Consider the following 25,719-nt stretch of genomic DNA (forward strand, 5'->3'; position numbering starts at 1 on the left):
TCTCTCCACCGGCTCCCGCCGCCCGCGTCGCAGTTCGAACGATTCGACAAAGCATCAACGGTTTGATGCCAAGAAGCGTCTTTTCGATAGCGGGTCGATCGGTTCCAGTTCGCCAAAGTTAAACGCAGCGGCAGTTGCACCGGGTGCGATGACCAAGCTGGTGAACTGGTCGTTGCCGGTGTTGGACGACGTTGCACCTGTACCTGCGGTTTCACTGCCGTCGGCCAAGCCAGCGGGCTGTGTTTCAGTAACTTGATACGATCCGGCTGCCAACTGAGCGAACACGTAATCGCCAGCGGCGTTGGTTTGTACGGTGCGATCAACCACCGTGCCTAAGTTGTCGGTGCCGGTCAATCGGATGCTGGCACCTTCGATCCCAGTGTCGCCGGTATCAAAGATGCCGTTGCTGTTAACGTCCAAGTAGACTTTGCCCGCAATCGATCCAGTCAACGGATCGACCGTCGTCGCAACGGTTGCCGTGTTGTTGGCGGTTGCTGTTTCGTTGGTATCCGAAGTGACCACCGCGGTGTTGGTTTGCACCGTGCTGACGCCACTGTCGATGGTGCCGGTGACGGTGAAGCTAAACGTTCCGGCACTTGCCAAGTCACCGCCAGTCACGGTGATTTGATCGCCATTGATCGTGATGCCGGAGCCGCCAGCGGTTGTGAATGCGGTGCCGTCGGGACGAGTACCGCCGGTCAATGTCACGCCGGCTGGCAAGGTGTCAGTGACGACGACGTTGGTTGCCGACGACGGTCCGTTGTTGACGACGTTGATCGTGTAGGTCAACGAATCACCCGCGGCCGCAGTCGTGTCGGAAACAGCCTTGGTGATCGCCAAGTCCACGATCGGCGTCACGGTGATGTCGACAGCGTCGGAGTTGTTGGTGATGTCGTTTTCACCAGCAGCCGACAAGTCGGGCACGCTAGCGGTGTTCGTGATCGTGCCCGAAGCGTTGGCATTGACCGTGAAGTTCAACGTGGCGGTCGTGGTTGCGGAAGGTGCAAGAACGACGGCGGGGAAAGTGATCGTGCTGCCCGATGCCGTGCCCGTTTGCCCTCCCATCGTCGCACTGACGAACGTCAATCCGGCAGGAATTGCATCGGTCAGCACGATGCCCTGAGCTTGGCTAGGACCGTCGTTGGTGAGCGTAACCGTGTAGGTTACCGTTGAACCGATGGCAGGCGTCGCACTGTTGACGGTCTTGTCGACGACGATGTCGAATACCGGCGTTAGCGATGTCGTCGCAGACGACGAGTTGTTGGTGGTGTCCAGTTCAGTACCGGTCGACGTCACCGAAGCAGGGTTGACGACGTTTCCGGATGCGTCACCGACAGCGTCGTTGTTCACGGTTGCCGCAACGGTAAATGTCCGTGTCTCGCCGACAGGGATGGAATCAAAGTTGACCGTGATGATGCCGTTGGCGAAGTTGCTAGTCGTGGCTGTGGCCGCCGTAATCACAACTCCCGACAAGCCGGCCGGCAATGTGTCCGAGACGACGACGCTGGTGGCATCGCTGACACTGTCGGTGTCGTGGCTGACCACGAAGGTGTAGATCAACGTGTCTTGTCCGGGGACGGCGGTTGCCTTGTCGACCGTCTTGTTCAGGATCAGGTCGACTTGCCGGCCGGGATTGATGTCCACGCTGTCGGTGTCGTTGGCCGCGTTGCTGTCGGTGTCGGTGGTGGAAATCGTAGCCGCATTTGGAATCACGCCGGTGGCGTCCGATCCGATCATGACATCGAACGAGAACGTACTGGTTTGCAATGAATCCAGAACGCCGACGTCAAATGTTAACGTTTGCCCGTTTTGCGTTACCGTGACGCCCGTGGTGCCTGCGTTGAGGCTGCCGGTGACAAAGGTCAAATCGGCGTCGAGCGTATCGATGACCGAAACACCGCGAGCTTGTCCAGGGCCGTTGTTCGTCGCCGCGACGGTGTAGGTCACCGTGCGCCCCGCGATTGCGGTGCCAGAAACTGTTTTGTCGACGGCAACATCAACGACTCGGTTGATGGTCGTGTCTTCGGACGTGCTGTTGTTGTCGGGGTTGGGGTCGGTATTTGGCGATGCCGTGACCGATGCGGTGTTGGTCAGCGGGCTGACTGCGTCGGGACTAACTTCGACCACCAGCGTGATTGTCGAAGTGGCTGCGTTGGCCAGCGTGCCAACCGTTGCGGTGACTTCGCGGGTCGTCGAATCGAACGAGACCAGGTTGGCAGCACCACCGACGTTGCCGCTGATGAAAGTAACGCCAACGGGCAGCGGGTCGACCACAATCACACCGGCGGCGCCATCAGGACCATCGTTGGTGACGGTGATTTCATAAGTGAATTGATTGCCAGCGTTGACCGGGTCCGTCAGATCGACCTTTTCAATTCGTAAGTCGGACGCAATGACATCGACAAGCTCGTCATCACTATTGTTGGTTGCGTCGGTTTCAACTTGGTCGCCGACCACGGTGGCCGTGTTGGTCATGTCCGCGGTTTGATTATCGCCGATGTCGGCGTTCAAGCGGAACGTTGCGGTGGTTCCCGCAGCGACCGTTCCCAGAGCAATCGTAACGGTCGTTCCGTTAACCGCTGGTGAAAATGCACCGGACGCATTGGTCATGCCGGTGTAAGTCAAACCGGCTGGGAAAACATCGGTGACCACGACGTTGGTGGCTGCAAGTGGACCACCGTTTTGGACCACGATGTCGAAGACCACATTTCCACCGGCTGCGACAACGGACGAAGCGGTGACTAGAGTCTTAGTGATCGACAAGTCGATCTGTGGGACAAACCCAAAGTCCACTGTGTTGTTTGTGTTGGCGTCGGTGTCGCCGTCGTTGGTCGGTTCAAGGTTCGACTCTAGCGTGATCGTGCCGCTAGCGACATCGCCGCCTGCGAGCGTGGTGCCGTTGTCGTCATCGTCGACATTATCATCGGGATCCGATGCGGGGTCGTTGCCGGTGCTGTTGGCAAACCCAAACAGAGCGGCTCCCGTGACAAACTGGGAACTCGGGACGACGGCCGCATAGTTGCCCGGCGTTAGTCCGGTGAAGTTGTAGACTCCGCCGGCGATCGTTGTCGTGGTCGCAACCAGCGTGTCGGTAGTCGGGTCGACGGTTCCGTTGGGATCAGTCAATTCGTAAAGTTGGACCGTCACACCCGCCACGCCGGCTTCGGTGCTTTGGCGGATTCCATCGTCCTGTCCGCCATCGGAACTGTCGTTGAACAGTTGGCCGCCAAGCGACAGAGGCAGGATGTTTGCCAAGTCGGCTTGGACGATCACTGGCGTGATCGCTTCGACGATCGAGATGTTGACGTCGTTGTTCGCAACAGTGATCGGCACGTTGGTTTCAATCGCACCGACGTCGTTGAAGTCCGCACCGGTTCCCGTGTTGATCGTGAAGCTCGAGAACGGAATGTAGACTTCTTGGTTGGCCACTAAGTCTTGCGGAATCGCGATCGTTACGATCGACGAGTTGCTTGCGTCCGAGTGAACAATCACTTGGATGCTGTCGCCGGGTTGCTCGGCTCGCAGCAATGCGATCAAGCCACCGTTGGGATCGACTGCTACACCGGCCGCGCCGCCGCCTAGCGAGACACCGACACCGCCGGTCCGCAGGCCGGTCGCATCCAAGGTAGCGGTCGTGTCGGATCCGTCGTACTGGATGTTGACCGAACCAACGCCGCCGGCTCCGGGCGAAACGGTTAGCTCACTGTTGAGGTTGTTGACCTCGAACAGAATGTTGCCCGAAGTTGCGTTGACGGAAACGTCTCGGCTGCCACCGATGGCTTCGGTCGCACTGATCGACGAAAACACCGATGGGTTGGCGGCATTGGCCAAGACGGTCATCGGAGTCACCGAGTAATCGTCGATCAATGCAGTTCGGATGCCGTTGTCGTCAACGACTTCGACCGTTAGTGGGCCCGGTGTTGTCAACTGGGGAACGGTCGCTTGTTGAACGAAGTAAGTGCCCGGCGACAATTGGTCGAAGCGATAGTCACCACTCAAGTCAGTCGTCGCGGTGCCAGAAAGCGTGTCGCTTGCGTCGAATGTGCCCGGCGTGGTTCCGTCGTCATTGAATAGTTGGATTTGGATTCCGGTAGCACCGGCCGTGCCTGGCGAGACCAAGTTGCCGCCTGCGTCGACCAACACGGGCGGGTCACCCGCGGAAGATCCGTCGTTGGCTTGGTCGACAAACGCGGTGCCGGCGATCACGCCTAAGTCCGACGCCATCAATTCGCGTCGTTCCATCTGCTCCAAACGCAGCCGTCGGTCATTGCGTTTGCGTGCCGATCGCTTGTTTGACGACGCTGGCTTGGAAGCCACTTTTGACGGTGCCGACTTCGATTGAACTAAACGACTTAGAAAGTTTTGCCAGACCATCATGATCTTCCGTGTTTCGTTGAACTTGCTTGAAGCAACCGACGCCGAACTCATTTCGGGCGTTCTTCAAGATTTTGGGGGGGAGAGAATCCGCGCTGTAACTCAAGCTGCAGACCGTCCTGTCCAGGTATCGGACAATCGTTTCAACGGTCTTGATCGCAATGTTCGGATTAAGCCGAACTTACCAACGGTACTCGCCACCAATCGAAAGCCCCTGAGCCCAGTAGTCCGTGGTGTCGAACTTGAATCCAGGGCGGCTTGCACCGGTGAACGGATCTTGTTCGGGCGGCAGCAACGCTGGGTTCAGGTCGCGATCGATTTGATCGCCGGGACGAACCACATTGGACCAGTAAAGGAACGTGTAACCTACAGTCGCACGCAAGTGGTCGGTCAGTTGGTAGCCCAGGTTCAGGTCTAGCTGAGGGATCACCGAGAACTCGTCTTGTTCGTATACACCAATGTTGGTGCGTTGAGCCAACAGGCCGCCCGAGCTTGACACTTGAGTTCCGGTCGAGTCGGTCGAGACCGTCGAGCCGTTGATTCGGACCGTTTGATTGGTCACACCGAACGCCATTCGAAGCATCGCATCGGCACTCCAGTATCCCCGTGTGCGACGATACTTCCAACCCAAGTCGAAGCCGTTGAATTGGTTTTGTGTTTCGAAGCTGTCATGAATGTTGAAAGTGCTGACCGGGTCGATTCCACGAAGGTTTTCGCGGATGTTGACGCTCTCGTCCAGTTGCAGGTAACGGTAACCGAACATCACTTCTTGGCGGCTGCAGAAGTGTCCTGGGCATCCGCAGAACAATCCCGAAGTGCAGCCCTCGTTGGCCATCCGGAGATGACGCAAGTGAATTCCAGTCCCAAAGAGTTCCGACGATGCCGTTGCTGAAACTGTTCCGGCGATGACGTTCGGGAACGACACCAATTCTGCGTCTTCGCGAGCCGCACCGGTGGTTGGGTTTACGTTGAAGAACGGACGAGCCAGGATCGTGGCACCACTGCTGGTTGCACTGAACGACTCGCTCTCTTGACCGATCTTGAAGTACTCACCGCCCAGACCCCAGGTGTGACATCCATCCAACCACACGCCGAAGTTGAAGCGGAAGCCGTCAATGGAGTCTTCTAAAACTTTGTTACCACCGAACAGAATCGATGAGGGTCCGCCAAGCACACCGGCTTGGTTGACGTTCGTTCCCGTTGGGCTGGTTGTGACCAAAGGTGGCAATTCCATGCCGTCTTGGAACCACATCAGATACTCGGCACTAAACCATCCGTCTTGTGGCAAGCAAAGGGTCACGCAAGGACGCCAAGCGTTGGGGCTGATCAGTTCGCCACAGGTGCTACAGCCGCTTGATCCACACGTGCCCGAGTTGCATCCGCCACCCATCGAATCGCAGCCACCAGTGCAGAACACGTCGCCGCATCCGCAACCGCCCATTGAATCGCATGACGATGATGACATGTCTCCCTCGTAGATGACTTCGCCTTCCATCGGCGACATCATCACTTGGCCGTCTAGGATTTCGTGCTCGTCGTAATTCGAGTAAGTCGAATCGACGATCGACATCGAATCATCCGGAGGCACTGGAATGCCGCGGCTCGAAACGTGTCCAACTGGACGAACCGATTTCTTTGTCTTGGTTTGACGAGCCGGGGCAGGCTTGAGTTCGAAGGCCGGTTCGACGGCTGCCTCGACTAAAGTCGACGACTGTGTGTTTCCCGACTTGGTGGTTTCACGAGTCGGCTGCCAATTGGCTCGAGCGGCTTTCTCGGTCGTGCGAACGCTTCTTCGACTTGAAGACGACGTGTTCGACTGATTTTGTGCCGAGGCCACAGGTCCGCAGGTCGCAATGACCAACGCGACAAGAGAAAAACTGATGGTTCTTTGAAAGGTAAGCACGGGCTTCACCATGGGATGCTTGGATGGCGTGTCGTGAAACAGCACCGAAATCGTTTTCCCCCCCGGGAAGAACCAGACAGCAAATTCCGCCTTGCGTCGGCACACACCGACTGGTTCCCTAGCGATATCGACGGAGAAGTGCCCGAACCTCAACTCAAAATCGGAATAATCCGAAAAATCGCCAAAGTCATCCCGGCCAGAAAGGTTTCGCTAATCGGAAAAGTCACCCAGTTCAGATCGCCCAGTTCAGATCGCCCAGTTCAGATCGCCCAGATCAGATCTCCCAGTTCAGATCGCCCAGTTCAGATCGCCCAGCTCAGATCTCCCAGTTCAGACGCGGGGGGCGGACTATTTCGATTCAACCATTGCCCAAGATGCAATCTGGATGAAGTCACACTTGCCGCAACGAACGCGGGCACCGAGTGATTCGGGGTTCACACGAATCCTTCGCTCGCAGCCCTCGCATTCCATCCTCAGTTCGTGCGGCCGCCGCAACAATTCATCCAGCTCGGCCGGGCGTACGCCGGGGACAGCAATGTCCGCCGCAGTCAATCGCGTCAGCAAGTCGTCACTCAGGTCGCTCACGTCGGCGATTCGATCAGCCAAACGGCGCACGCTATCTTCGAACGCGTTGCGAACCAAACGGCCGTTGCCGAAATGTCGATCGCGCGATTGATAGAGCCGATCGAGTCCGACCAGTAAACGATGCCGCGCCGCGGCAGGCAATTCGTAGTCGTTGCTGCGCGACATCGACTCGAAAATTCGTCCCATTTCGACAGGCTCGTAATCGTCGAATTCAACCTTGGTGTTGATCCGCGATGACAGGCCCGGGTTGGACTGAATCATCTTGTCCATTTCGTCACCGTAACCAGCCAAAATCACGGCCAAGTTATCGCGGTTGTCTTCCATCCGTTTTAGTAACGTTTGGATCGCTTCGCGTCCGTAGGCATCGTCGCCAGACGAGTCCAGCAAGGCGTACGCTTCATCGATAAATAGCACACCGCCCAATGCCGAATCACACAGCTTATTTGTTTTCGTCGCAGTTTGCCCCGCATACTCAGCCACTAGCCCACTGCGATCAGTTTCTACTACATGCCCCGAACGCAAGGTTCCAAGAGCGCCAAGGATTTGGCCCACGATTCGAGCCACCGTGGTTTTGCCCGTTCCAGGATTTCCGACGAACGTCATGTGCAAACTGATTGGCATCGTCGAGAGTCCTTTGCCACGACGTTGCTGTTGAAGTTTCAAGAAGTTGGTGTAACTCTTTACTCGCGACTTCACGCTGCTTAAGCCAATCAACGTTTCAAGTTCGGCCATCGCCGTCCGCAGGCGCTCGTCACGATCGACTAACGGTTCGGGCGGCGCTGGCGATCCTGCTTGGGCGTGTTCCTGTTCAAAGGCCTGTGCTGTTGCTCGGCCGCCTGATGATTTCGGCGACGATGGCAAGCTCGCCAGCGTCGATGCTGGATTTGCTGGGTACAGAGCCGCGTCGATTTCTCGCTGCAACAGGTGCAGAGCAACCGATTCTTCTGGCATCGTGTTGCCATCGCATTTGGCGACCAGGTTGGCCAGACGCATCACGATCGTTTCGATTTGAGCCTTGCTGTCGGCCAGCGGCGGATAGCGAACAAACGGTGCGACCAAGGATTCCCACGTCAACAGATCCGCTTGTTGGAACAGTCCCGTCGCGGCTTCACGGAGCTCGCTGCCTTGAAATTCTTGGCCCCAAAGGTGTTCGATCATCGCCGCAGCGATCTTCTTTTCCGGTCCCGTCCATCGATCGTCCGCTCGCACCACGGTGACGTATACCTTGACAAGCAGTCCCCGATGCAGGTCGTCCATCAAAGCCGGGAAATCTTCGGGACGCCCCTCGATCATGGTGGGATAGCGGCGAACCATCCACTTGCCGCACTTCTGGTACAGCTTTCCGCAGTCCCGGATCACCCGGCGCAGCATCCCGGTCAAGCGAGTTTCGTCAGCGTCGTTCATGAAGTGAAGAGAATGCGAGCGGGACGTGACAGAACAGCGGAGCCGGCGATTGGCGAATACCCAATCGAATCGATACCAGTGTAATGGCCGAACCTAGGTCTCGGCGAGGCGCAGTAAAAAGACGACTGTCCGATCCCTGGGCAACGATTCCCGTTTTCCACCGAGATGGGCGGCTTAGGCTGCCTCGGCGTTGACGCCGTCGGTGATCGTTTTGAGCGACCAGATCAGACCATCAATCGCTTGGTCTCTTAGTGAAACGTCTCGAGCGGCCCAGGCTCGATTGAGCATCAATTCGATCCCCAAATATTGAGTGCCCGCAAATTCGCTACGCATTGCTTTGGTGATGCTGTCGGTCGTGCCGCGGCGTGGATAGTTTCGCCGGACCTTCAACATTTCGGCTTCGTCAAATAGTTCATCAATCCAGTCCAAGCACAAATCGACTTCGTTGTTGTTCGACGGATCGTACAGCAGCCCGACGTCCGTTCGCCGAACTTTGCCACGGCTTCGCAGATCAAACGTTCGAATCGACAAATGAATCACATAGGAATGCCGCAACAGTCCGCCGGCGATTGCTCGTCGAATCCGATCGCGGTAGGGCAGATAGATCAGGTCGATCAAACTTTGGCGATCATCGGGCGACCATTGACGGGTCAGCTTGGGAAAAAGTTCGCGATGATGCAGCGAGCGGCCAACATCGATTAGCTGAGGCGAGTATCGGTTGGCAATCAGCGGCGCATCAAAACCAGTGGCCAATCGCTTGGCCACGTAGAGAGCGGACTGGTCACCTAGCAGTCGGTCTGGCAGCGGGCCAGTTTCGAAGTGCTTTGACGATTTCGAATCGGCCTGTGCGTCACCCTCGGTTCTGATCAGCGCAGCAGGAACGGAATCGCCCCCGACTTCGCAACTGATCAATAAACACATCGCCATACTCGCATTGCAGGAAACGTACCTCCTGCGAGCTAGTGTAAAGACCGAATCAACCCGCGGTAAATGTTGATTCAGCCATGCAGGGCGTCGAATTGAACGAATCAAATCGACTCATAGACCCGTCCAGTGGAAATGGGCGGTTCGGGCAGTGTGGGGCAACTCGCTGCGTCACATTGCTTTCATTTGGTCGTCTGGGGTGACACACAAAAAAATCCGAGACACCCATTTCTGGATATCTCGGATTCTTGTTTCCGTAAGATTCTTCTGTGGAGAACTTCCCGCTTCAAAACGCAGGAGTTTCATCCGGATCGTCGACTAATTCGATGGCGAAGCAGGCGTTCCGGGGTCGTTGTCGTCCGAGGCACCAATGGCGATTGCTGCTGCGATTCCACCGAATGCAGCCAATTTGCCGAATCCGCCGCCACCGATTCCGCCGCCACCACCACCGCCGCTGAATCCGCCACCACCGCCACCACTAAATCCGCCGCCGGAGATTGATCCGCCGCACGAACCGTCGAGGCAGCCAAGTGGTTGATCGCTGATGATTTGTCCGTCCATAGGAACGACGTCGCCCATCATCGGGGTTGGCATCAATTCGCCACCGATTTGGTTGACCAATTCGGTGTCATAGCCGAGGCTCTTGCTGATTTCGCCGCGAAGACGAAGAACTCGCTCACGCAGGTAATTCAGTTGGTCGGCGTTGTCTGGCTTGGTTGCCAGTTCGGCGTCGATCTGCGAGACCAACTTGTCGATACGAGCCAGCATGGCTGGATTTGCTGTTTTAGCCGACGCAACGTCTGCGCGAATTTGCTCGAAGGTGTCAGTTAGGCTGAGCTTGGCTTCGACTTCTTGTCCGATTGCTTCGATTGTGGCTTCTTCGGCTGCAATGCTGGTCGAACAAGTCGCCAGAGCGATCGTCAACGCAAACGCGCTGCTGATGTTTTTGATGTTTTTCATGTCAATATCTAAGGGATAGAGGATTCTTACGGTTTCACTAGTCTGGTTCGGTCTTTAGCTTTTTCTAGTCTTTTGCGTCGGAAAGCTGAAAAATATACAAGTCTCAGTACGCGCCCCGTCGGGTTAGGACGGTTAACGGGGTTTTAACCAGGATCCAGGCGTCCAACCAAAGCGACCAGTTGGCTGCATAGTGGTGCACCAGGAAGACGCGGGTTTCAAACGTGGTTTCATTACGACCTGAAACTTGCCAAAGACCCGTCATGCCGGGCCACATCTGTGTGTATTCGTAGTAATGGGCTTGGTAGCGAACGATCTCGTCTGGCGGAACAGGCCGCGGTCCCACCAAGCTCATTTCGCCAGTTAGGACGTTCCAGAGTTGTGGTAACTCGTCCAAGCTAAAGCGACGCAGCATGTGACCGACGCCAGCGATGATTCGAGGATCGTCTTTCAATTTTGAGTCGCGATCCCATTCGGCGCGAGCGACGGGGTCGCTGGCCAGTTTTTGTTTCAGCACTTCGTCGGCACCAACCACCATTGATCGGAACTTCCACATCTTGAACCGGCGACCATGCTGGCCGACTCGATTGCTGCCATAGATGACTGGACCTGGTGAACGTCGTTTGATCGCGATCGCCAGGATCGCGAACAGTGGGGCGAGAGCCACCAATCCAGGAATCACAATCATCAAGTCCAAAGCTCGTTTGCAGAACCGTGGAACGAATCGTAAAAAGGGCATGTTCAACCGTCGGGTGAACGCACCCAAGACGTCGGACGACTCTTGTGCGGTTGACGAGTTTCCGATCCACACCAGTGATGGGAATTGGAACATCAATCGGTGAGCGGATTCTTGAATCTCGGACGATGCAATCGCCGCGACCGGTGCGCCGTTCAGGCTGGCGATTGAGTACGCATCGTCCAGCGGGCCCAAGCAGTTCGAATCGCTGTGACCATTTTCAAAGTCGCGGCAAACGTAGCCGATCAATTTGAAACCTGACTGCCGAAGCGACTGGATGCGCGAACAGATTCGACTGCCATCCGAGGCGGTTCCAATCAACAGGGTGCCAATGCCCCACCAACTGGTTTTGGCAAGCGCCGTACGGGTCAGGTGTCTGGCAAGCGGCAGTAAAACGGCAATCATGACGGCTGTGCACGCGAAGATCGCGAACTCAATCCGCGGCAACTGCCCAAACAATATATTGATAGTCGACAAGCTAAGTGCCGCCAAAAACGTCGATCGGACGATCCCACGCAGTTCATACACAGGACTAATGCCCGCTCCGGGATACAAACCGTGCAGGGAAATCAAACCAAACTGCAACAGCAGCAGAGCGGGCAACTGAGTCCAAGTGCCGGAATTGAATCCGTGCCCTTGAGACAGATTGACCACATAAGAAGACACAAGCAATGCAACCGCGGTGATTGCCATATCGGCGATTACAAGCGGCACTCCTGTGTAGGTCGACTGTACGAGGTAGGACCGCGACAAGTTGCCATTCATCTTGGCCGCGGTGTGGTTGGCGACGACCGATTCGGCTGGTTGCAGTCGAGGTTCGGCGTGCGGGCCAACGATTAAATCTGACACCGACTGCTTTTCTCGAGCATCGGCGGATTCCGTTTGACCGGATTCAGTACGACGAGGAACGCCACCGGTTTCCGGAGCGATTGCGTCGAGTGAGTGAGGCGACAATGTTGCGACTGAAAGAACCACTGTTGAATGCCAGGCTTTCGCATCGGGAGTACTCGGACAAGAAAACGTCCGACCTCAGGCTGCTCGGCGAGCGGCTGAAATTTGCGTTTTCAGTACGACGTCGTATCCCCCGATACGGGCCGCAGTTGGATCGTTGCGGAGGAGCGACGTCATACAACCGTCCCCCACAGATTCACTGCATGCGAGCCAAACTGTAAAAGATTGCCCCGCAAACCTAGTAATACACTAGTTCGACATGGCTAATGGTTAAATCAGGAATAACCCAATTTACCCAAAAGGTTTCTTCAGCGACGGCGGCGGGATGGGGTTCAATCGCCTGCACCGGCAGGCCAATTTGCCGCAAAATTCCCGCCTTCTGGGGATCGGTGGGGCTTCCTGCACGCCGTGTCAGGCTGGTGCCCGGATCGCTACAATGCCCGCAAAACCAACGTTTCTCTCCAAGGACGACCCGACGCGATGAGTACTGCCGCCCCCGCCAAACTGCCCAATCGAAGTGATGTTCCCGCCGCGGATTGCTGGGATCTGTCCAGCCTGTTCGCCAGCAACGAAGCCTGGGAGGCTGACTTTAAGCTGCTCGAAACGAAGATTCCGACATTCGAGACCTACCGTGGTCGGCTTGGCGAGTCTGCTCAAACGCTGGCCTCGGCCCTGAATTTCGACAACGAATTTGACCTGATTGCTGAACGTCTGGGCACCTACGCGTTCCTGAAAACGACCGAAGACCAGGGTGACAGCCTGTACCAAGGCATGAAGTCTCGGTTCCAGAACTTGGCCGTTCGGGCCGGGCAGGCGGCAAGCTTCATGCGGCCGGAATTGCTGGGAATCGACGAAGCGGCGATGGCCAAACTGATCGAAGACCCAGCCGTTGCACCGTTCAAGCTGCAACTCGAACGATTGGTTCGGTTCCGCCCCCACACGCTGACCGACAACGAAGAGCGGCTGTTGGCGATGCAGGGTGAGATGGCGTCGGCCGCCGGCAACGCCTTTCGTCAGCTCAATGATGCTGACCTGCGATTCGGCGAAGTCGAAGACCACAAGGGTCGCACCGTCGAGTTGTCGCACGCGACGTTCGGGCAACTTTTGATCAGCCCCGAACGCAAAGTCCGTCGCAACGCGTTTCACCAGTACTACAAACAATTCGCAGAACACGAAAACACGTTTTCGGCAACGCTTTGTGGCAGCGTCCAACGCGACGTTTATTACGCCAAAGCACGCAATTACGACAGCAGCTTGCAATCGGCGTTGTTCCCCGACAACGTTCCTGTCGACGTCTACGACAACTTGATCACGGCCGTAAGGGACTCGTTGCCATCTGTCCACCATTACTTGGACGTTCGACGCCGCAAGATGGAGTTGAAAGACATCCATCACTACGACACCTACGTGCCAATCCTCAGCAACATCGAAAAGCACCATACCTGGGACGAAGCCGTCGAAGTGGTGCTGAAATCGCTGGCGCCGCTGGGAACCGAATACACCGACACGCTGGCCAAGGGACTTCGCGGGCGATGGTCAGACCGCTATCCCAACCGCGGTAAACAGTCCGGTGCGTTCAGTTGCGGTTCGTTCGCAGGCGATCCGTACATCCTGATGAACTTCAAACCCGAAGTCCTCAATGATGTGTTCACGCTGACTCACGAAGCCGGCCATTCGATGCACAGTTGGTATTCGTCGCGGAATCAACCGTTCCAGTACTACAACTACACGATCTTTGTCGCCGAAGTCGCCAGCACGTTCAACGAACAACTGTTGACGGACTACTTGATCAAGAATGCCACCGACGACAACGAACGGGCGTATCTGATCAACAATGAACTGGACAGCATTCGTGCGACGGTCGTTCGTCAGACGATGTTTGCCGAGTTCGAAAAGAAGACACACGAAATGGCCGAAGCGGGCGAGCCACTGACCGTTGCGTCGTTCCGCGCTGCGTACCGCGAACTGCTGGAAGCCTACTTTGGCCCAAACTTTGTGATCGACAAAGAACTGGAACTAGAGTGCTTCCGAATTCCTCACTTCTATCGCGCGTTCTACGTCTACAAGTATGCGACTGGCCTGAGTGCTGCAGTTGCTCTATCGCGACGAGTGCTCGAAGGCGGCGAAGCCGAGTTGAAGGATTACCTGTCGTTCTTGAAGGGCGGTTGCAGCAAAGATCCGCTCGACTTGCTCAAAGATGCGGGTGTCGACATGACGTCGCCAGAACCCGTTGCCAAAACACTGGAACACTTCCGAAATCTGACAGAAGAACTCGATCGCTTACTGTGATCCGGTGTCGCCCGCCCCAACCTTATCCAGGCTGCGTAATTTACCCCGCCCGGGTTTTTCGAATCGGTAAATTCGGGTGGCTACGTTTTCATCGCTTCGGTACAAGACGGCCTGCCCTTTTTTAAATGGATCAGGCGAGCGGATGAAAAACTTTGGACGTGTTCTAGCGATGGCTGCCCGACGACGTTGGGCGCTGGCTGGCATTTTGGCAACCTCGTTGATGGTGGCGCTCCTTTGGGGAGCCAATATCGGCGCGATCTACCCGATCGTCGAGGTCGTCTTTGAAGGCAAGTCTTTCCCGGCCTATGCTGCCGAGAAAATCGCCGAGGCTGACAAGAATGTCGCCGACCTAGACGTTGAGATCCTGGATCTGGACCAACAGATCATTGCGGCAAGTGGCGACGCAAAAAACCGTTTGCAAGTCCAGCGAGAAAGCCGCGCGGTCAAGCGAAAAGCGATTTCTGACGGAGTGTATTATCTGTCGATGGCAAAGCCGACAATCGACCGTTTTGCGCCCACCGGGCCGTATCAAACGCTGCTGTTGGTGATGGGGTTCTTGGTCATTGGCACGATGGTCAAGTTAACCGCGCTGTCGATCAACTTGATGTTGGTCCAGTTCGTATCCGAAAAAACGTCGCTGGAAATGCGCGCTGGGTTTTTTCGCAAAGCGTTGCACTTGGATCTGGATTCGTTTGGCGAAAATGGATCAGCCGACCTGACGGCCCGATTAACAAACGATATTTCGAATGTGACCGCCGGTTTGACGGTGTTGCTTGGACGAGTGATTCGCGAGCCGTTGAAAATGGCGGTTTGTGTATGCGGCGCCCTGTACGTGTGCCCGCGGTTGCTATTGCTGGTCATGGTCGTGACACCGCTAGTTGCGTTGGTGATGAATTACCTCAGCAAAGCGATTCGCCGCGCCAGCCGAAAACTGATGGAAGAAATGAGTCAGTTGTACGGGATGCTGAACGATTCATTCGCTGGCATCCGAGTGGTGAAAGCATTTACGACGCAGGGCTTTGAACGAGCTCGGTTCAACACGGCGACCCAGTCGTTGTATCGCAAGTCGATGAAGATGGCGTTCTACAACACGCTCGCTCGCAGCAGTAGCGAATTGCTGGGCATCTGCACCGTCACGCTCGCGATCCTTGCTGGCGGTTACTTGGTCGTCAATCAAGAAACACACTTGCTTGGCATTCGAATGAGCAACGTACCGCTAAGCGTTGGCGAAGTACTTACGTTCTTTGCCATGTTGATCGGTGCCTCGGATCCCGCCCGGAAATTGTCCGACGTGTGGAGTGGTTTGCAGCGTGGCATCGCAGCGACTGACCGCGTCTACGCAATCATGGACAAAGAGGTCCGCGTTAAAGAGCCCGCGTCGCCGTTATCGCCGGCACGTCCCCACGGCGCGATCACCTTCGAAAATGTGGCCTACCAGTATCCATCGGGACCGATCGTGCTTCGCGGTGTCGACTTGACGATTCGCCACGGCGAGACGATTGCCGTCGTAGGGCCAAACGGCAGCGGCAAGAGCACGATTGTGAACTTGCTTTGCCGATTCGACGATCCTCAGTCGGGCACTGTTTCGATGGATGGTGTGCCGCTGAATCAGATGCGAACTCGCGATCTTCGAAAACGAATCGCCCTGGTGACTCAGCGCACCGTTTTGTTCGACGATACGATTGAAAACAACATTCGCTACGGTTGTCCCGGCGCCGATGCCCACGCAGTGGTTCGCGCGGCCAAAATGGCGTTCGCCGATGACTTCATCCATCGCAAGATGCCGGACGGTTATCAAACCATGTTGGGTACCGGCGGCGGGATGCGATTGTCGGGCGGTCAAATGCAACGGATCGCATTGGCACGAGCCTTCTTGCGAGACCCGGACATCCTAATTTTGGATGAAGCAACCAGTCAGATCGACTTGGAATCCGAGCAACTGATTCATCAGGCTTTGGCCAAATTCTTGGTCGATCGAACAGGCGTCATGATCACCCACCGTCCGACCACTTTGGCGGTCGCTGACCGGATCGTGGTCATCGAAGCGGGTGTGGTATCCGACGTCGGCCAGCACAAAGATCTAGTAGAACGAAACCGTTTTTACCAAAGCCTCTGCGGATCTGAGTTCCGCAAAACCGCCTGAGCGTACCACCGTGCCCGGCGAGAGACGCTCGCTGGCAAGACAGGCTTGGTCAGCGTCGCTTGCCTGTTTTGCGCCCGCGATCCCTTTTGGCTCGCAGAATCGAAGGCTTGACGCGGCCGGAATCACCGGTAAGATCGCCAGTGTTCGTGGTGACTTGCCCGGTTTTACCGAGCAAGTGAACAGGGAACTCCGGTGAAATCCCGGGACGGTCCAGCCGCTGTGAACTGCCTTTGGATGTGAAAACATTCAAAACCGACTTACCTATCTCTTGAATTGGCCATTGCTCGGGAATCCGAGCGAGAAGGCAGGGGAGGTCGATCGGCAGTAAGTCAGAAGACCTACCACGAAATAGACGGTTTCGTGCCCTCTCGGATTGGGGTGATCGTTGCAAAGTCTCTGCGGCAACTCAGTCAAGTTTGAACCATGCGTTCGTTGCTACGTCTGTCCGCTGCCGAAGCTTTGATTCCCTTTTGCAGATTTCGCGAAGTGATTTCGAAGGGCTGCATCGATGTTCGGAAAAAGACGCTTGCCAGCGATTCGTGATGCTTTCACGTTGATCGAGTTGTTGGTCGTGATCGCGATCGTGGGTGTCTTGGTAGGGCTGCTGTTGCCAGCCGTGCAAGCGGCCCGCGAGGCGGCCCGTAAGTCGTCGTGCCAGAACAATCTGAAACAAATTGGATTGGCTCTGCACGCCTATCACAATGCCCATCGAACCTTGCCGACCGGATGCATCGAATGGCGAAGCTTCCAGTCACCGCCGACGTTTCGCCAGTACGCTTGGTCAGCAATGCTGCTGCCGTTCATCGAACAGCAGAGTCTTCATGACCAAATCGATTTCTCCGTGCCGTTCGACGCACCTAAGAATGCAATCGCCGCGGCGACCCGCATCAGTGGGTTCGAATGCCCGACTGCCCTCGATCGAGCTCTCGTGCGAGGGCAGTCCGACTATGGTGGGCTGTATGGCGAAAAGCTGATGGATCGAAATCCGTCGACCGGATTGTTTCTGTACGAGCATGCGATCCGGTTCCGTGATATCACCGACGGACTTTCCCACACCATGGCGATTGCCGAAGATGTGGGTGGTCCGGACAGCGAATGGATCAACGGACGCAATGTCTTTGTCCAGTCGCACGGTATCAATGATTCGAACGCATGGATCGGCGACAACGAAATTCGCAGCCTGCATGGCAGCGGTGCGATGGTGCTGTACATCGACGGTCACGTCCAATTCGTCAACGAAGCAATCGACAAGCGGGTTCTTGGTTCTCTGATCACACGATCAGGACACGAAATTGTTCCATCGGACGCGTTCTAAATCTGTTGGCATTTGATATTTGAAACTTCCACGACTACACCATGAAAAAACTAACTCGACTCGCTGCTGCGATTACATTCGCGGTCGCGCTGACTTCACAAATCGCTAGTGCCGAAACGGTAATTGACTTTGAAGATCTGACTCTCACGCCAGGCAGCTTCTATAACGGTAACACGGGCGTGACGAACACCGACGGATGGGTGTCTGGTGGCGCAACGTTCAACAACAGCTTCACTCGGGAGCCGACCTATAGCTACTGGTCTGGATGGGCATATTCCAACGTTACCAACAGCACGACAACGGGTTTTCAAAACCAATACGCATCATTCGCAGGCGGCGGAGCAACTTCTGATGGAACGGTTGATGTCGGCGGCAAGTACGCCGTTGCTTCAGGCGGCAACCTATTCGTCAACTTACCGACCAGTACGGTTGCTCGGTCGTTGTGGTTGAACAACACGACCTATGCGGCGCTGGCGATGCGTGATGGCGCGGACGGCAATAGCGGGATGACAGAGTTCGTGACGGGCGCCTTCGGATCCAAGGAGAGCTACAGCGACATGTTTGGCACATATTCACTTGATCCCGACGGGAACGATTTTTTTCGAATCACGTTCAACGGTAAAAGTGGGCTTGATGGCTTGGGTGCCGACACCGGTTCGGTCACTCGCTATTTGGCGGATTACCGTGATGATAAGTCCGACAACCCGGACGCTTTGCTGTTTGGTGGTAATGACTATGTCTTGTCCCAGTGGCTTGATGTCGACCTCAGTTCGCTCGGAAATGCAAAGTCGTTTTCGGTGTCTTTGGAGTCAACCGATATTGGCCCGTTCGGGGCGAACACGCCATCTTATTTTGCGATCGACAACTTGTCGGTCGCCGCGGTACCCGAGCCGGCAACTTGGTTGGCACTTGTCTCGGTCAGTGGCGCGGTCGCGATGCGTCGCCGCCGCAAACGGAGTGTTTGAAGCGTGTCGTCGAAATACGCTTCACCTAAAAGCAGCTACGTGACTGACTAAAGATCCAGACCCGAAATCGTTTCGCCCTGGCCCGACCATTTGGGTTCCGGATGTCCGATTTCGCCTGGACGAACGGTTTCTTTGGCCGTCAGCAATCTCAATTGATCAGCGGAATAGAGTCGCGGGATCACGTTGTCGCCTCGCCGCAATCGGTACAGAATTCGTCCTTTGCGTCGAACATAGTGCATGCCCCAGACGACACCGACGAAGAGTTCGCGTTCCATTCCGACGCCGATTGTTTCGACTTCGTCGCCGATATCGATTCCATCGGGCTTTACCTTCAACCACATGCAAGGCAACAGTCGAAAGCGAATCTTGCCATAGCTGTAATGGTAGTAGACATCGTCGAAACGGTCTCGCCGCAGCACGCGTTCGCTGGGAAAGCATTTAGTCGCGATCGCTACGTCATCAGGGTGGATGAACGCGTCACCATCGACTGGCCAACGAGGAATGCAACCGTAGTCGGGAAGAACGGGCCACTGCATCACACACCTACAAGTATTCGCCGACGGGCAAGACAAAAACTTTTCCGTCACCGATCCGGCCGCTGCGAGCGACGGTGACAATCTTTTCTAGGATCTCGTCACACCTCGCATCGTCGACCCAAAGCGTGATTTCGACTTTAGGTACGAACGCCTGAGAGTATTCGGTTTCTTGGTATTCATCGAGATAACTCTTTTGGCGTCCATAGCCTTTCACTTCCGTCACGCTGAGCGCTTCGATTGGTGCCAGCCGCAGGCTCTTGAGAACCCTTTCGGCCAGATGAGGACGGACAATGGTGACGATTTGTTTCATACCCTCATATTATCAGAAACCACCCGTGCGTCAGGCCCCGGCGCAGACTTGCCCGTCGTGGCAGACGCCAGATCAGGCTCGGGCGAGACCTGCCATCCAAGCATAAAAAAAGCCCGGCCGTTTCCGGTCGAGCTTTTCTGAGTTCTAAATTGAACGATTTTCGTTCGAAATTACTTCGCGGCTCTACTTCACAAGCGAAGCAAGGTCAGCCATGCAAGTGTCCAAGCAGACGTCTTTAGCAGATGCAAAACCGTGGCTGGCGACAACCTTGCCGTCGGTTGCAAAGGTCACGGTGACTTCTGCTTTTGGGTTGATTCCGTAATCGTCTGGGCCGTTTTCGAATTCGTTGGGGACAACAAACGGGATGTTCTTCACCTTGCTCGTCATGGCAAACTTCTTGGCTGACTCGGCAGCTTCTTCGGCGTTTTCAGCCATCACGTTGACGAAACAAGTCAGTTTTTCGCTTTGATGTTCGACCAACGCACTGTCGATCTTCGAAACCAATGCTGCGACCTCAGGACCGGTCGAGCGAGTGAAGATCACGACTTGTGGTCGGCTTCCGTTCTTGCAGCGATAGCACAGTTTCTTGCCTTCCGCGACACCATCTTCTTCAGCACCCGCGATCTTAGTCACGGTGAAAGGACCCAAGTAGTCGCCGCCTTTGGGGCCGCTCTTGACTTCGTCGTGAGTGGCGGTTTCTTCAGCCGAAACCGACCCGGTCAAACTTGAGGTAGCCAAGGCAGCAACCAATCCAAGGCTCAACAAAAACATCTTCTTCACGGGGACTTCCTTCAAAGGGAGGTAGCAAAATCCGACGGACAAAAGAATTTTGTCTGTCTGCGGTCTGTTCATTACATCGCCGCGTGATTGTACTTGATCCGGCCTGGGAAAGCATGGTTCGACTAACTTAGTCGATTCGCCTGATTGGCCGGACGCGGGTATGTTAGGAAGAAATGCTCATCCGGCAAACCAATCCGCCGCAACGCGACGCGGTTTCTTTGAAATACATCGTTTATCTCAATGCCAGAGTCCTCAAATGATGCTTTCCATGACGTACAGACACTTTGCGAATCGTTGCGCGGACGCTTCCGGATTGCGGACCGTAATTTTGGTAAGAAATGTCTCACTTGTGTTTGCGACCGTCGTCGGAACTCTTTCGGCCGGGTTAGCGATTGCTGTTTCGCCTAAGGCCGGATCACCAGTTGCCAGCATTGTAGGGGACCGCTCGCCCGTTGATTTGGCAATCTCGCTCGACGGCAAATGGATCGTCACCGCCAACGAAACGTCAAATTCGGCGTCGCTGATCCGCGTAGCCGACCAATTGCTCGTGGACGAAATAGCGATCGGCGACCATCCCGCCAACATCACGTTCACGCCCGACGGACAGTTGGTTTTGGTGACTTCCGATTGGTCGGGGACGATGCATGTGCTGCGAATCGATGATGGTCAGGAAAAACTTCGCGTGCAGAAGGCCGTATCGATCGGCAAGCTCCCCTGCGGGATCGCCGTGTCACCGGATTCATCAACCGCCTACGTTGGATTGGTGGCATCCGCCGAGATTGCCGAAGTTGACTTGGTCAGCGGATCGGTTCGGCGAAAGTTCGCCACCGGAAACTGGCCGCGGTACTTGACGCTCAATCACGACGGGACTCGGTTGGCAGTTGGGCTTGCGGGTCAGTCCGAGATCGCCGTCATTGACGTTCGCTCGGGCGAGACTCTTTACACCGAACCGCTATCGAGCGGCATCAACTTGGGCCAGATGCTGACGTCAGCCGATGGAACGTACGCGTATTTTCCTTGGATGGTTTATCGCACCAATCCCATCAACGTACGCAACATTCAGTTGGGTTGGGTGTTGGCCAGTCGGATGGGACGCGTCAGGTTGGATGGCCCGTCGTATCGTGAAGCGGCATCGTTGGACGAACCGGGGTTGGCGGTCGCCGATTCCCACGACTTGGTTTTGACATCGGGCGACGAACGATTGGTTGCATCGTCGTCGGGAACTCACGAGTTGTTGGTATACCGACTGCACGACATGCCGTTCATCGCCGAAGGCGGTCCCGGCGATTTGATCGATCCTCAGTTACGATTCAACCCGCAGCGATTCAATCGGATCGAGGTCGGTGGCCGGCCGATGGGAATGGCGATCGCAAAAGATGATCGCACGGTCTTTGTTGCCAACTATTTGAAAAACTCGGTGCAGGTCGTCGACATCAACTCGAGTGAAGTGGTTTTCGAAATCGATTTGGGGGCCGCGTCCGAAAAGACTCTTGCCCGAACCGGCATGGAAATTTTTTACGATGCCGAGCGGAGTCTGGATCAGTGGTACAGCTGCCAAACCTGTCACCAAGGTGGTGGTACGAATTCGAAAATGATGGACACCTTCAACGACGGCACCGAGATGTCGTACAAGACTGTATTGCCATTGCAGAACGTGACACGAACAGACCCTTGGACGTGGCATGGTTGGCAAACCGATTTGACGGACGCGATGCACCGGTCGGTGGTTTCGTCGATGCAAGGGAGTGCACCGGAGCCGAGCGACAAAGCGGCCTTGATTGCCTTTTTGGGTACGCTGCAGCATCCGCCCAATCCGTTCCGCAATGCCGACGGCAGCCTCAGTGAATCCGCCTTGCGTGGACGATCGGTTTTCGAGAGTCGCAATGCGGCGTGTTTGGATTGTCACTCGGGCGAACTGTTTACCGACGGTGAAATTCACGACGTCGATACGGGATCACAAACGGACCACTACCAGGGATACAACACGCCTTCGTTGCTGGGGACGTACGCAAAGGTTCGCTGGTTGCACAATGGGCGAGCGAAAAGTCTGATGGAAGTCGTGACTGATCGACATAGCCCCGATAAAGTTAGCGGCAATGATCCGCTCTCTGAAAGCGAGGCCGCCGACTTGGTCGAGTATCTGAAGTCGCTGTGATTTCTGCCACGACAACTTGCTGCCGAAACCTATGAACCCTCTCTCTACTTGTCCGCTCGATTCGTTGGGCAAACACACTCGCCAGCACGCTCGGTTTTTGGCAACCGCGTGCGAGCTTGCGTATCTGAGTCCCGATGAGGCGGCCGAGCAGTTTCGACGCCAACTCGGTCTGACCGGCATCATGGTCAGCGTCGATAATACACAGGCGTTCGTTGGCGAAAGCGACGCAGCGATTGTCGTCGCGTTCCGTGGGTCCCAGTCCCCGACGTCGATCGATGGAGTGAAGGATTGGCTGTTGACCAATGCTCGAAATTTTTTAGTGGTGCCCGAAGGCCGGATCGGAACGGACTTTGCCGCAGCCGGTGTAGGGGCCCGTTTTCATCGCGGCTTTATGGAAGCGCTGGCCGAGATTTGGGCTTCGCTTTACGACCGAGTCGACGATGTCTTTGGCCAAAAAGAACGACCGGTCTGGGTGACCGGGCACAGCCTCGGCGGTGCATTGGCGTTGTTGTGCGCTTGGCGGATGCATCGTCATTTCATTCCGATTCATCAGGTGGTGACGTTCGGCGCGCCGATGATCGGCAATCAAGCTGCCGCCGACGCGTTTGCTCGCGAGTTCCCGAATCAGATTTTTCGATATGTCGACGCGGGTGACTTGGTGCCCAAGTTGCCGATGATGAGTCTGCTGAGCAACGACTACAATCATTGCCAAACCGAGGTTCTGGTCGGCAAGTCGACTCTTGTCAAAGCCGCCGAGGTGATCGCTAATGCGGCCACGTCGGGTGCGACTGCGGCAGGAATCGATTCGGTGTTGGATCCAGCGGTCGCCGATGCGATCTGGAACGAATTGTCCAAGGGCATGCCGTCCCATTTGATGAACAATTACCTGTCACGATTGACCGATGGAGAAATCGCGTGATCATGCGTTTAGCTTTTGTTGTTTTGGCCGCCAGTTGTTTTTCGGCATCTGTGGTTGCTATGAAACCTTCGTCTGCTCCGAAAATTGTTGCTCATCGGGGTGCTTCGCACGATGCGCCGGAAAATACCCTGGCCGCATTCCGATTGGCTTGGGAACAAGGTGCCGACGGCGTCGAAGGTGATTTCTATTTGACCACCGACAACCAAATTGTTTGCATCCACGACAAAGACACCAAGCGAACAGCGGGGGAAAAACGGATTGTCGAGTCGTCAACGCTGCAAGAACTTCGCTTGCTCGAGTACGGTGCTTGGAAGGATGCTGCCTTTGCCGGCGAACCGATTCCAACACTCGACGAAGTCATCGCGACCGTGCCGGACGGCAAAACGATGGTGATTGAATTGAAGTCGACGCTGCGCATCATCCCCAAGTTAGTCGAGACACTCAAACGGCATCGCGACAAACCGATCGAGTGGCTTGTGATCGCGTTCGATGCACCCACGGTGGCCGAGCTGAAGAAACAAATGCCTGACTTGAAAGTCCACTGGCTGACCAGTTTCAAGCGATCGACTGCCGTGTCGGCTTACCGTCCGTCAGCACCCGATATCGCGACCATCGTTAAGCAATCCAAGGCGGACGGAGTTGGGATGCAGGGCAACCGAGACGTCATCGACGCCGATTTTGTTGCTGGCTTGAAAGGCGGCGGCTGCAATGAATTTCACGTTTGGACGATCGACGACGGCCGCGATGCTCAGTTTTTCGATGAACTTGGTGCCTTCGGCATTACGACAAACGTTCCCGCCGTGATTGGCCCGGCATTACGGGGCACCGCTGAGTAGAGCGTTTGCGCAGAGTTGTTCAGTAGAACAGCTCAGTAGACTTGATCGTCAACGGGAAAAACTCGTTTCGGGTACCAGGCGTATCCCTTGCGAATCACGATGCCGCGAATCTGTCCGTCTTCGGTCAACGCGGCTGCTTCGTCGACGCCTTCGGCTTCGTCGCCCGTTTCAATTTCCAAACCGTGTCCCAGTCGCGTCGATTGGTTCTCGGTCAGCGTGATCTGGGGCATGTGTGAAACCGCCATCGATGGCGGTAACAGCAGCGGTTCCAGATCATCCTCACGCAACCGTTCGATCGACACGGCTTTGGTGTGCAAGAAACGCCCGACACCATCGCGTCGAAGATGGGCCATCACTGCGGTTGATCCGGCTGCAGTCGCCAAGTCCAAGCCGAGCGTTCGAATGTAGGTGCCCGAGCCACAGACGATGTCCATTTCGATTTCAGGGAACGCATAGTTCAAAATTTCGATCGAGTGAATATCGACGGTTCGCGACGGCATCTCGACTTCTTCGCCGGCGCGAATTCGCTCGTGCGCACGTTTGCCGTCGATCCAGATGGCTGAATGGGCCGGCGGAGTTTGCTGGATCGATCCGATCAAGGTCTTGGCGGCGGTTTCCAGTTGGCTGCGAGAGGGGACGGGCAGACGCGGATGCATCTGAACTTTGTCCTCTAAGTCGCCAGAAACGCTCGATTGACCGATCAGGAATTTTGCTCGGTAGTGTTTCGGTTGTTGCTGGACATAAGGCACCAACCGCACGGCCCGACCGACTCCCATCACCAAAACGCCTTCGGCCAACGGGTCCAGAGTCCCTGCGTGTCCGACCTTCACTTTAGATCCATCGTCGGTGCGAAGGTTTTTTAATCGTCGCTGAACGACGTTCACAGCATCGCGCGACGTCATGCCGGGCGGTTTGTAGCAATTGATGAATCCGAACAAGAAACTATCGAGGGGGGAATTGGTCGGGGTGTTAGGGGCAGCACGGTCCGGATAGCTTTACAAAAGATCAGCGTTTCTAGTAGCCCGCCCTGATTAAGCTTGCCCATTGGGGGAACGCCCCCCGGCCGATCCACTTGGACTCAAAATGAAAAGCGAAAAACTTGTCTTTGAAGGCACTCGGTTCGACATTCACCAGATGGAACTGACCGGAAGTGACGGAAAGACCTATCACCGGGAAGTCATTCGCCATCCCGGCGCGGTCGTGCTGTTGCCGTTATTGGATGCCGACACAGTGGTTCTGATCGAAAACCGCCGGCCGACAGTCAACGAAACGTTGTTGGAACTGCCGGCCGGGACGCGCGAGCCGGATGAGCCGGCCGAGGCGACCGCGGCTCGCGAATTGATCGAGGAAACCGGCTACCACGCCGGATCGTTGGTCAAACTGCACGAGTTTTATTCGGCACCAGGGATCTGCGACGAACTGATGCACCTGTACCTAGCAACCGATTTGACCGCCGGTGATCCAGCTCGAGAAGCCGTCGAGCAGATCGAAAACCACGTGGCTTCGCGCTCCGATGTGCTCCGGTACATTCGTGAAGGCCGAATCCGCGATGCTAAAACGTTGGTGGGGCTTTACGCGTTTTTGTATTCGCCACTGATCAGCGGCAATGGCTGAAATTTGTTCAATGACTGATGCTT

The 25,719-nt window shown here is 55.8% G+C and carries 18 protein-coding genes and 1 riboswitch; of the genes, 8 read left to right on the forward strand and 10 right to left on the reverse strand.

Annotation, left to right across the window (positions count from 1 at the left end; genetic code table 11):
- Window positions 1-54: 54 nt before the first annotated feature.
- The 6 genes from Poly59_RS20430 to Poly59_RS20455 form a co-directional block, all read right to left on the reverse strand.
- Window positions 55-4,377 (reverse strand): SdrD B-like domain-containing protein, encoded by a 4,323-nt coding sequence (locus Poly59_RS20430; protein ID WP_222436143.1) that lies wholly within the window; start codon window positions 4,375-4,377, stop codon window positions 55-57.
- Between the two features lie 178 nt (window positions 4,378-4,555).
- Entirely contained in the window at window positions 4,556-6,277 is a 1,722-nt protein-coding gene (locus Poly59_RS20435) for a BBP7 family outer membrane beta-barrel protein (RefSeq protein ID WP_246151798.1), read from the reverse strand.
- Window positions 6,278-6,625: 348 nt separating this feature from the next.
- Window positions 6,626-8,266 carry an AAA family ATPase gene (locus Poly59_RS20440; protein WP_146535919.1) on the reverse strand — a complete coding sequence of 547 codons (1,641 nt, stop codon included), beginning with the start codon at window positions 8,264-8,266 and terminating at the stop codon, window positions 6,626-6,628.
- Between the two features lie 174 nt (window positions 8,267-8,440).
- Complete coding sequence (locus Poly59_RS20445) at window positions 8,441-9,187, reverse strand: N-formylglutamate amidohydrolase (protein ID WP_186776409.1); 747 nt, start codon at window positions 9,185-9,187, stop codon at window positions 8,441-8,443.
- A gap of 321 nt (window positions 9,188-9,508) precedes the next feature.
- A complete protein-coding gene (locus tag Poly59_RS29720) occupies window positions 9,509-10,150 on the reverse strand; it encodes a hypothetical protein (RefSeq protein WP_186776410.1) in 642 nt (213 codons plus the stop codon).
- A gap of 103 nt (window positions 10,151-10,253) precedes the next feature.
- A complete protein-coding gene (locus tag Poly59_RS20455) occupies window positions 10,254-11,858 on the reverse strand; it encodes an exopolysaccharide biosynthesis polyprenyl glycosylphosphotransferase (protein ID WP_146535921.1) in 1,605 nt (534 codons plus the stop codon).
- 456 nt (window positions 11,859-12,314) lie between these two features.
- Here Poly59_RS20455 and pepF point away from each other — a divergent pair, with 456 nt between their 5' ends.
- The 4 genes from pepF to Poly59_RS20475 all read left to right on the forward strand — a co-directional run bounded on the left by pepF (window position 12,315) and on the right by Poly59_RS20475 (window position 18,546).
- On the forward strand, window positions 12,315-14,123 hold the full coding sequence (gene pepF, locus Poly59_RS20460) for an oligoendopeptidase F (protein ID WP_146535922.1): 1,809 nt from the start codon (window positions 12,315-12,317) through the stop codon (window positions 14,121-14,123).
- Between the two features lie 169 nt (window positions 14,124-14,292).
- A complete protein-coding gene (locus tag Poly59_RS20465) occupies window positions 14,293-16,266 on the forward strand; it encodes an ABC transporter ATP-binding protein (RefSeq protein WP_246151799.1) in 1,974 nt (657 codons plus the stop codon).
- Window positions 16,267-16,396: 130 nt separating this feature from the next.
- Window positions 16,397-16,626: riboswitch (cobalamin riboswitch) on the forward strand.
- A gap of 148 nt (window positions 16,627-16,774) precedes the next feature.
- The gene (locus Poly59_RS20470) at window positions 16,775-17,581 is read left to right on the forward strand and encodes a DUF1559 domain-containing protein (RefSeq protein WP_146535924.1); all 807 of its coding nucleotides are present in this window, start codon (window positions 16,775-16,777) and stop codon (window positions 17,579-17,581) included.
- Window positions 17,582-17,622: 41 nt separating this feature from the next.
- Entirely contained in the window at window positions 17,623-18,546 is a 924-nt protein-coding gene (locus Poly59_RS20475) for a DUF4465 domain-containing protein (RefSeq protein WP_146535925.1), read from the forward strand.
- Between the two features lie 47 nt (window positions 18,547-18,593).
- Here Poly59_RS20475 and Poly59_RS20480 read toward each other — a convergent pair whose 3' ends face one another.
- From Poly59_RS20480 to Poly59_RS20490, 3 genes are all read right to left on the reverse strand, one after another.
- Window positions 18,594-19,082, reverse strand: a complete 489-nt coding sequence (locus Poly59_RS20480; protein WP_146535926.1) for a hypothetical protein — start codon at window positions 19,080-19,082, stop codon at window positions 18,594-18,596.
- 7 nt (window positions 19,083-19,089) lie between these two features.
- Window positions 19,090-19,392 (reverse strand): P-II family nitrogen regulator, encoded by a 303-nt coding sequence (locus Poly59_RS20485; RefSeq protein ID WP_146535927.1) that lies wholly within the window; start codon window positions 19,390-19,392, stop codon window positions 19,090-19,092.
- A gap of 183 nt (window positions 19,393-19,575) precedes the next feature.
- On the reverse strand, window positions 19,576-20,172 hold the full coding sequence (locus tag Poly59_RS20490) for a hypothetical protein (RefSeq protein WP_146535928.1): 597 nt from the start codon (window positions 20,170-20,172) through the stop codon (window positions 19,576-19,578).
- A gap of 349 nt (window positions 20,173-20,521) precedes the next feature.
- Here Poly59_RS20490 and Poly59_RS20495 point away from each other — a divergent pair, with 349 nt between their 5' ends.
- Genes Poly59_RS20495 through Poly59_RS20505 form a run of 3 tightly spaced genes read left to right on the forward strand, consistent with a single transcriptional unit; the run spans window position 20,522 to window position 24,082 of the window.
- The gene (locus tag Poly59_RS20495; RefSeq protein ID WP_186776411.1) at window positions 20,522-22,327 is read left to right on the forward strand and encodes a beta-propeller fold lactonase family protein; all 1,806 of its coding nucleotides are present in this window, start codon (window positions 20,522-20,524) and stop codon (window positions 22,325-22,327) included.
- Window positions 22,328-22,358: 31 nt separating this feature from the next.
- Window positions 22,359-23,246, forward strand: coding sequence for a lipase family protein (locus tag Poly59_RS20500; RefSeq protein WP_146535930.1), 888 nt, complete (start codon window positions 22,359-22,361; stop codon window positions 23,244-23,246).
- Between the two features lie 59 nt (window positions 23,247-23,305).
- Entirely contained in the window at window positions 23,306-24,082 is a 777-nt protein-coding gene (locus Poly59_RS20505) for a glycerophosphodiester phosphodiesterase (protein ID WP_146535931.1), read from the forward strand.
- Window positions 24,083-24,114: 32 nt separating this feature from the next.
- On the opposite strand, the gene truB is transcribed toward Poly59_RS20505, so the two are convergent.
- Entirely contained in the window at window positions 24,115-25,020 is a 906-nt protein-coding gene (gene truB / locus Poly59_RS20510) for a tRNA pseudouridine(55) synthase TruB (RefSeq protein WP_261343511.1), read from the reverse strand.
- Window positions 25,021-25,165: 145 nt separating this feature from the next.
- Between truB and Poly59_RS20515 the strand changes: the two genes are divergently transcribed.
- On the forward strand, window positions 25,166-25,696 hold the full coding sequence (locus Poly59_RS20515; protein WP_146535933.1) for an NUDIX hydrolase: 531 nt from the start codon (window positions 25,166-25,168) through the stop codon (window positions 25,694-25,696).
- Window positions 25,697-25,719 lie beyond the last annotated feature (23 nt).

The organism is Rubripirellula reticaptiva (genome assembly GCF_007860175.1).
Classification (GTDB): Bacteria; Planctomycetota; Planctomycetia; order Pirellulales; family Pirellulaceae; genus Rubripirellula; species Rubripirellula reticaptiva.

Bases quoted from the DNA above. Each gene is read 5' to 3' on its own strand.
- Poly59_RS20430 (WP_222436143.1), bottom strand. From the start codon at position 4,377: ATGATGGTCTGGCAAAACTTTCTAAGTCGTTTAGTTCAATCGAAGTCG.
- Poly59_RS20440 (WP_146535919.1), bottom strand. From the start codon at position 8,266: ATGAACGACGCTGACGAAACTCGCTTGACCGGGATGCTGCGCCGGGTG.
- Poly59_RS20445 (WP_186776409.1), bottom strand. From the start codon at position 9,187: ATGTGTTTATTGATCAGTTGCGAAGTCGGGGGCGATTCCGTTCCTGCT.
- Poly59_RS29720 (WP_186776410.1), bottom strand. From the start codon at position 10,150: ATGAAAAACATCAAAAACATCAGCAGCGCGTTTGCGTTGACGATCGCT.
- pepF (WP_146535922.1), top strand. From the start codon at position 12,315: ATGAGTACTGCCGCCCCCGCCAAACTGCCCAATCGAAGTGATGTTCCC.
- Poly59_RS20465 (WP_246151799.1), top strand. From the start codon at position 14,293: ATGGCTGCCCGACGACGTTGGGCGCTGGCTGGCATTTTGGCAACCTCG.
- Poly59_RS20470 (WP_146535924.1), top strand. From the start codon at position 16,775: ATGTTCGGAAAAAGACGCTTGCCAGCGATTCGTGATGCTTTCACGTTG.
- Poly59_RS20475 (WP_146535925.1), top strand. From the start codon at position 17,623: ATGAAAAAACTAACTCGACTCGCTGCTGCGATTACATTCGCGGTCGCG.
- Poly59_RS20480 (WP_146535926.1), bottom strand. From the start codon at position 19,082: ATGCAGTGGCCCGTTCTTCCCGACTACGGTTGCATTCCTCGTTGGCCA.
- Poly59_RS20485 (WP_146535927.1), bottom strand. From the start codon at position 19,392: ATGAAACAAATCGTCACCATTGTCCGTCCTCATCTGGCCGAAAGGGTT.
- Poly59_RS20500 (WP_146535930.1), top strand. From the start codon at position 22,359: ATGAACCCTCTCTCTACTTGTCCGCTCGATTCGTTGGGCAAACACACT.
- Poly59_RS20505 (WP_146535931.1), top strand. From the start codon at position 23,306: ATGAAACCTTCGTCTGCTCCGAAAATTGTTGCTCATCGGGGTGCTTCG.
- Poly59_RS20515 (WP_146535933.1), top strand. From the start codon at position 25,166: ATGAAAAGCGAAAAACTTGTCTTTGAAGGCACTCGGTTCGACATTCAC.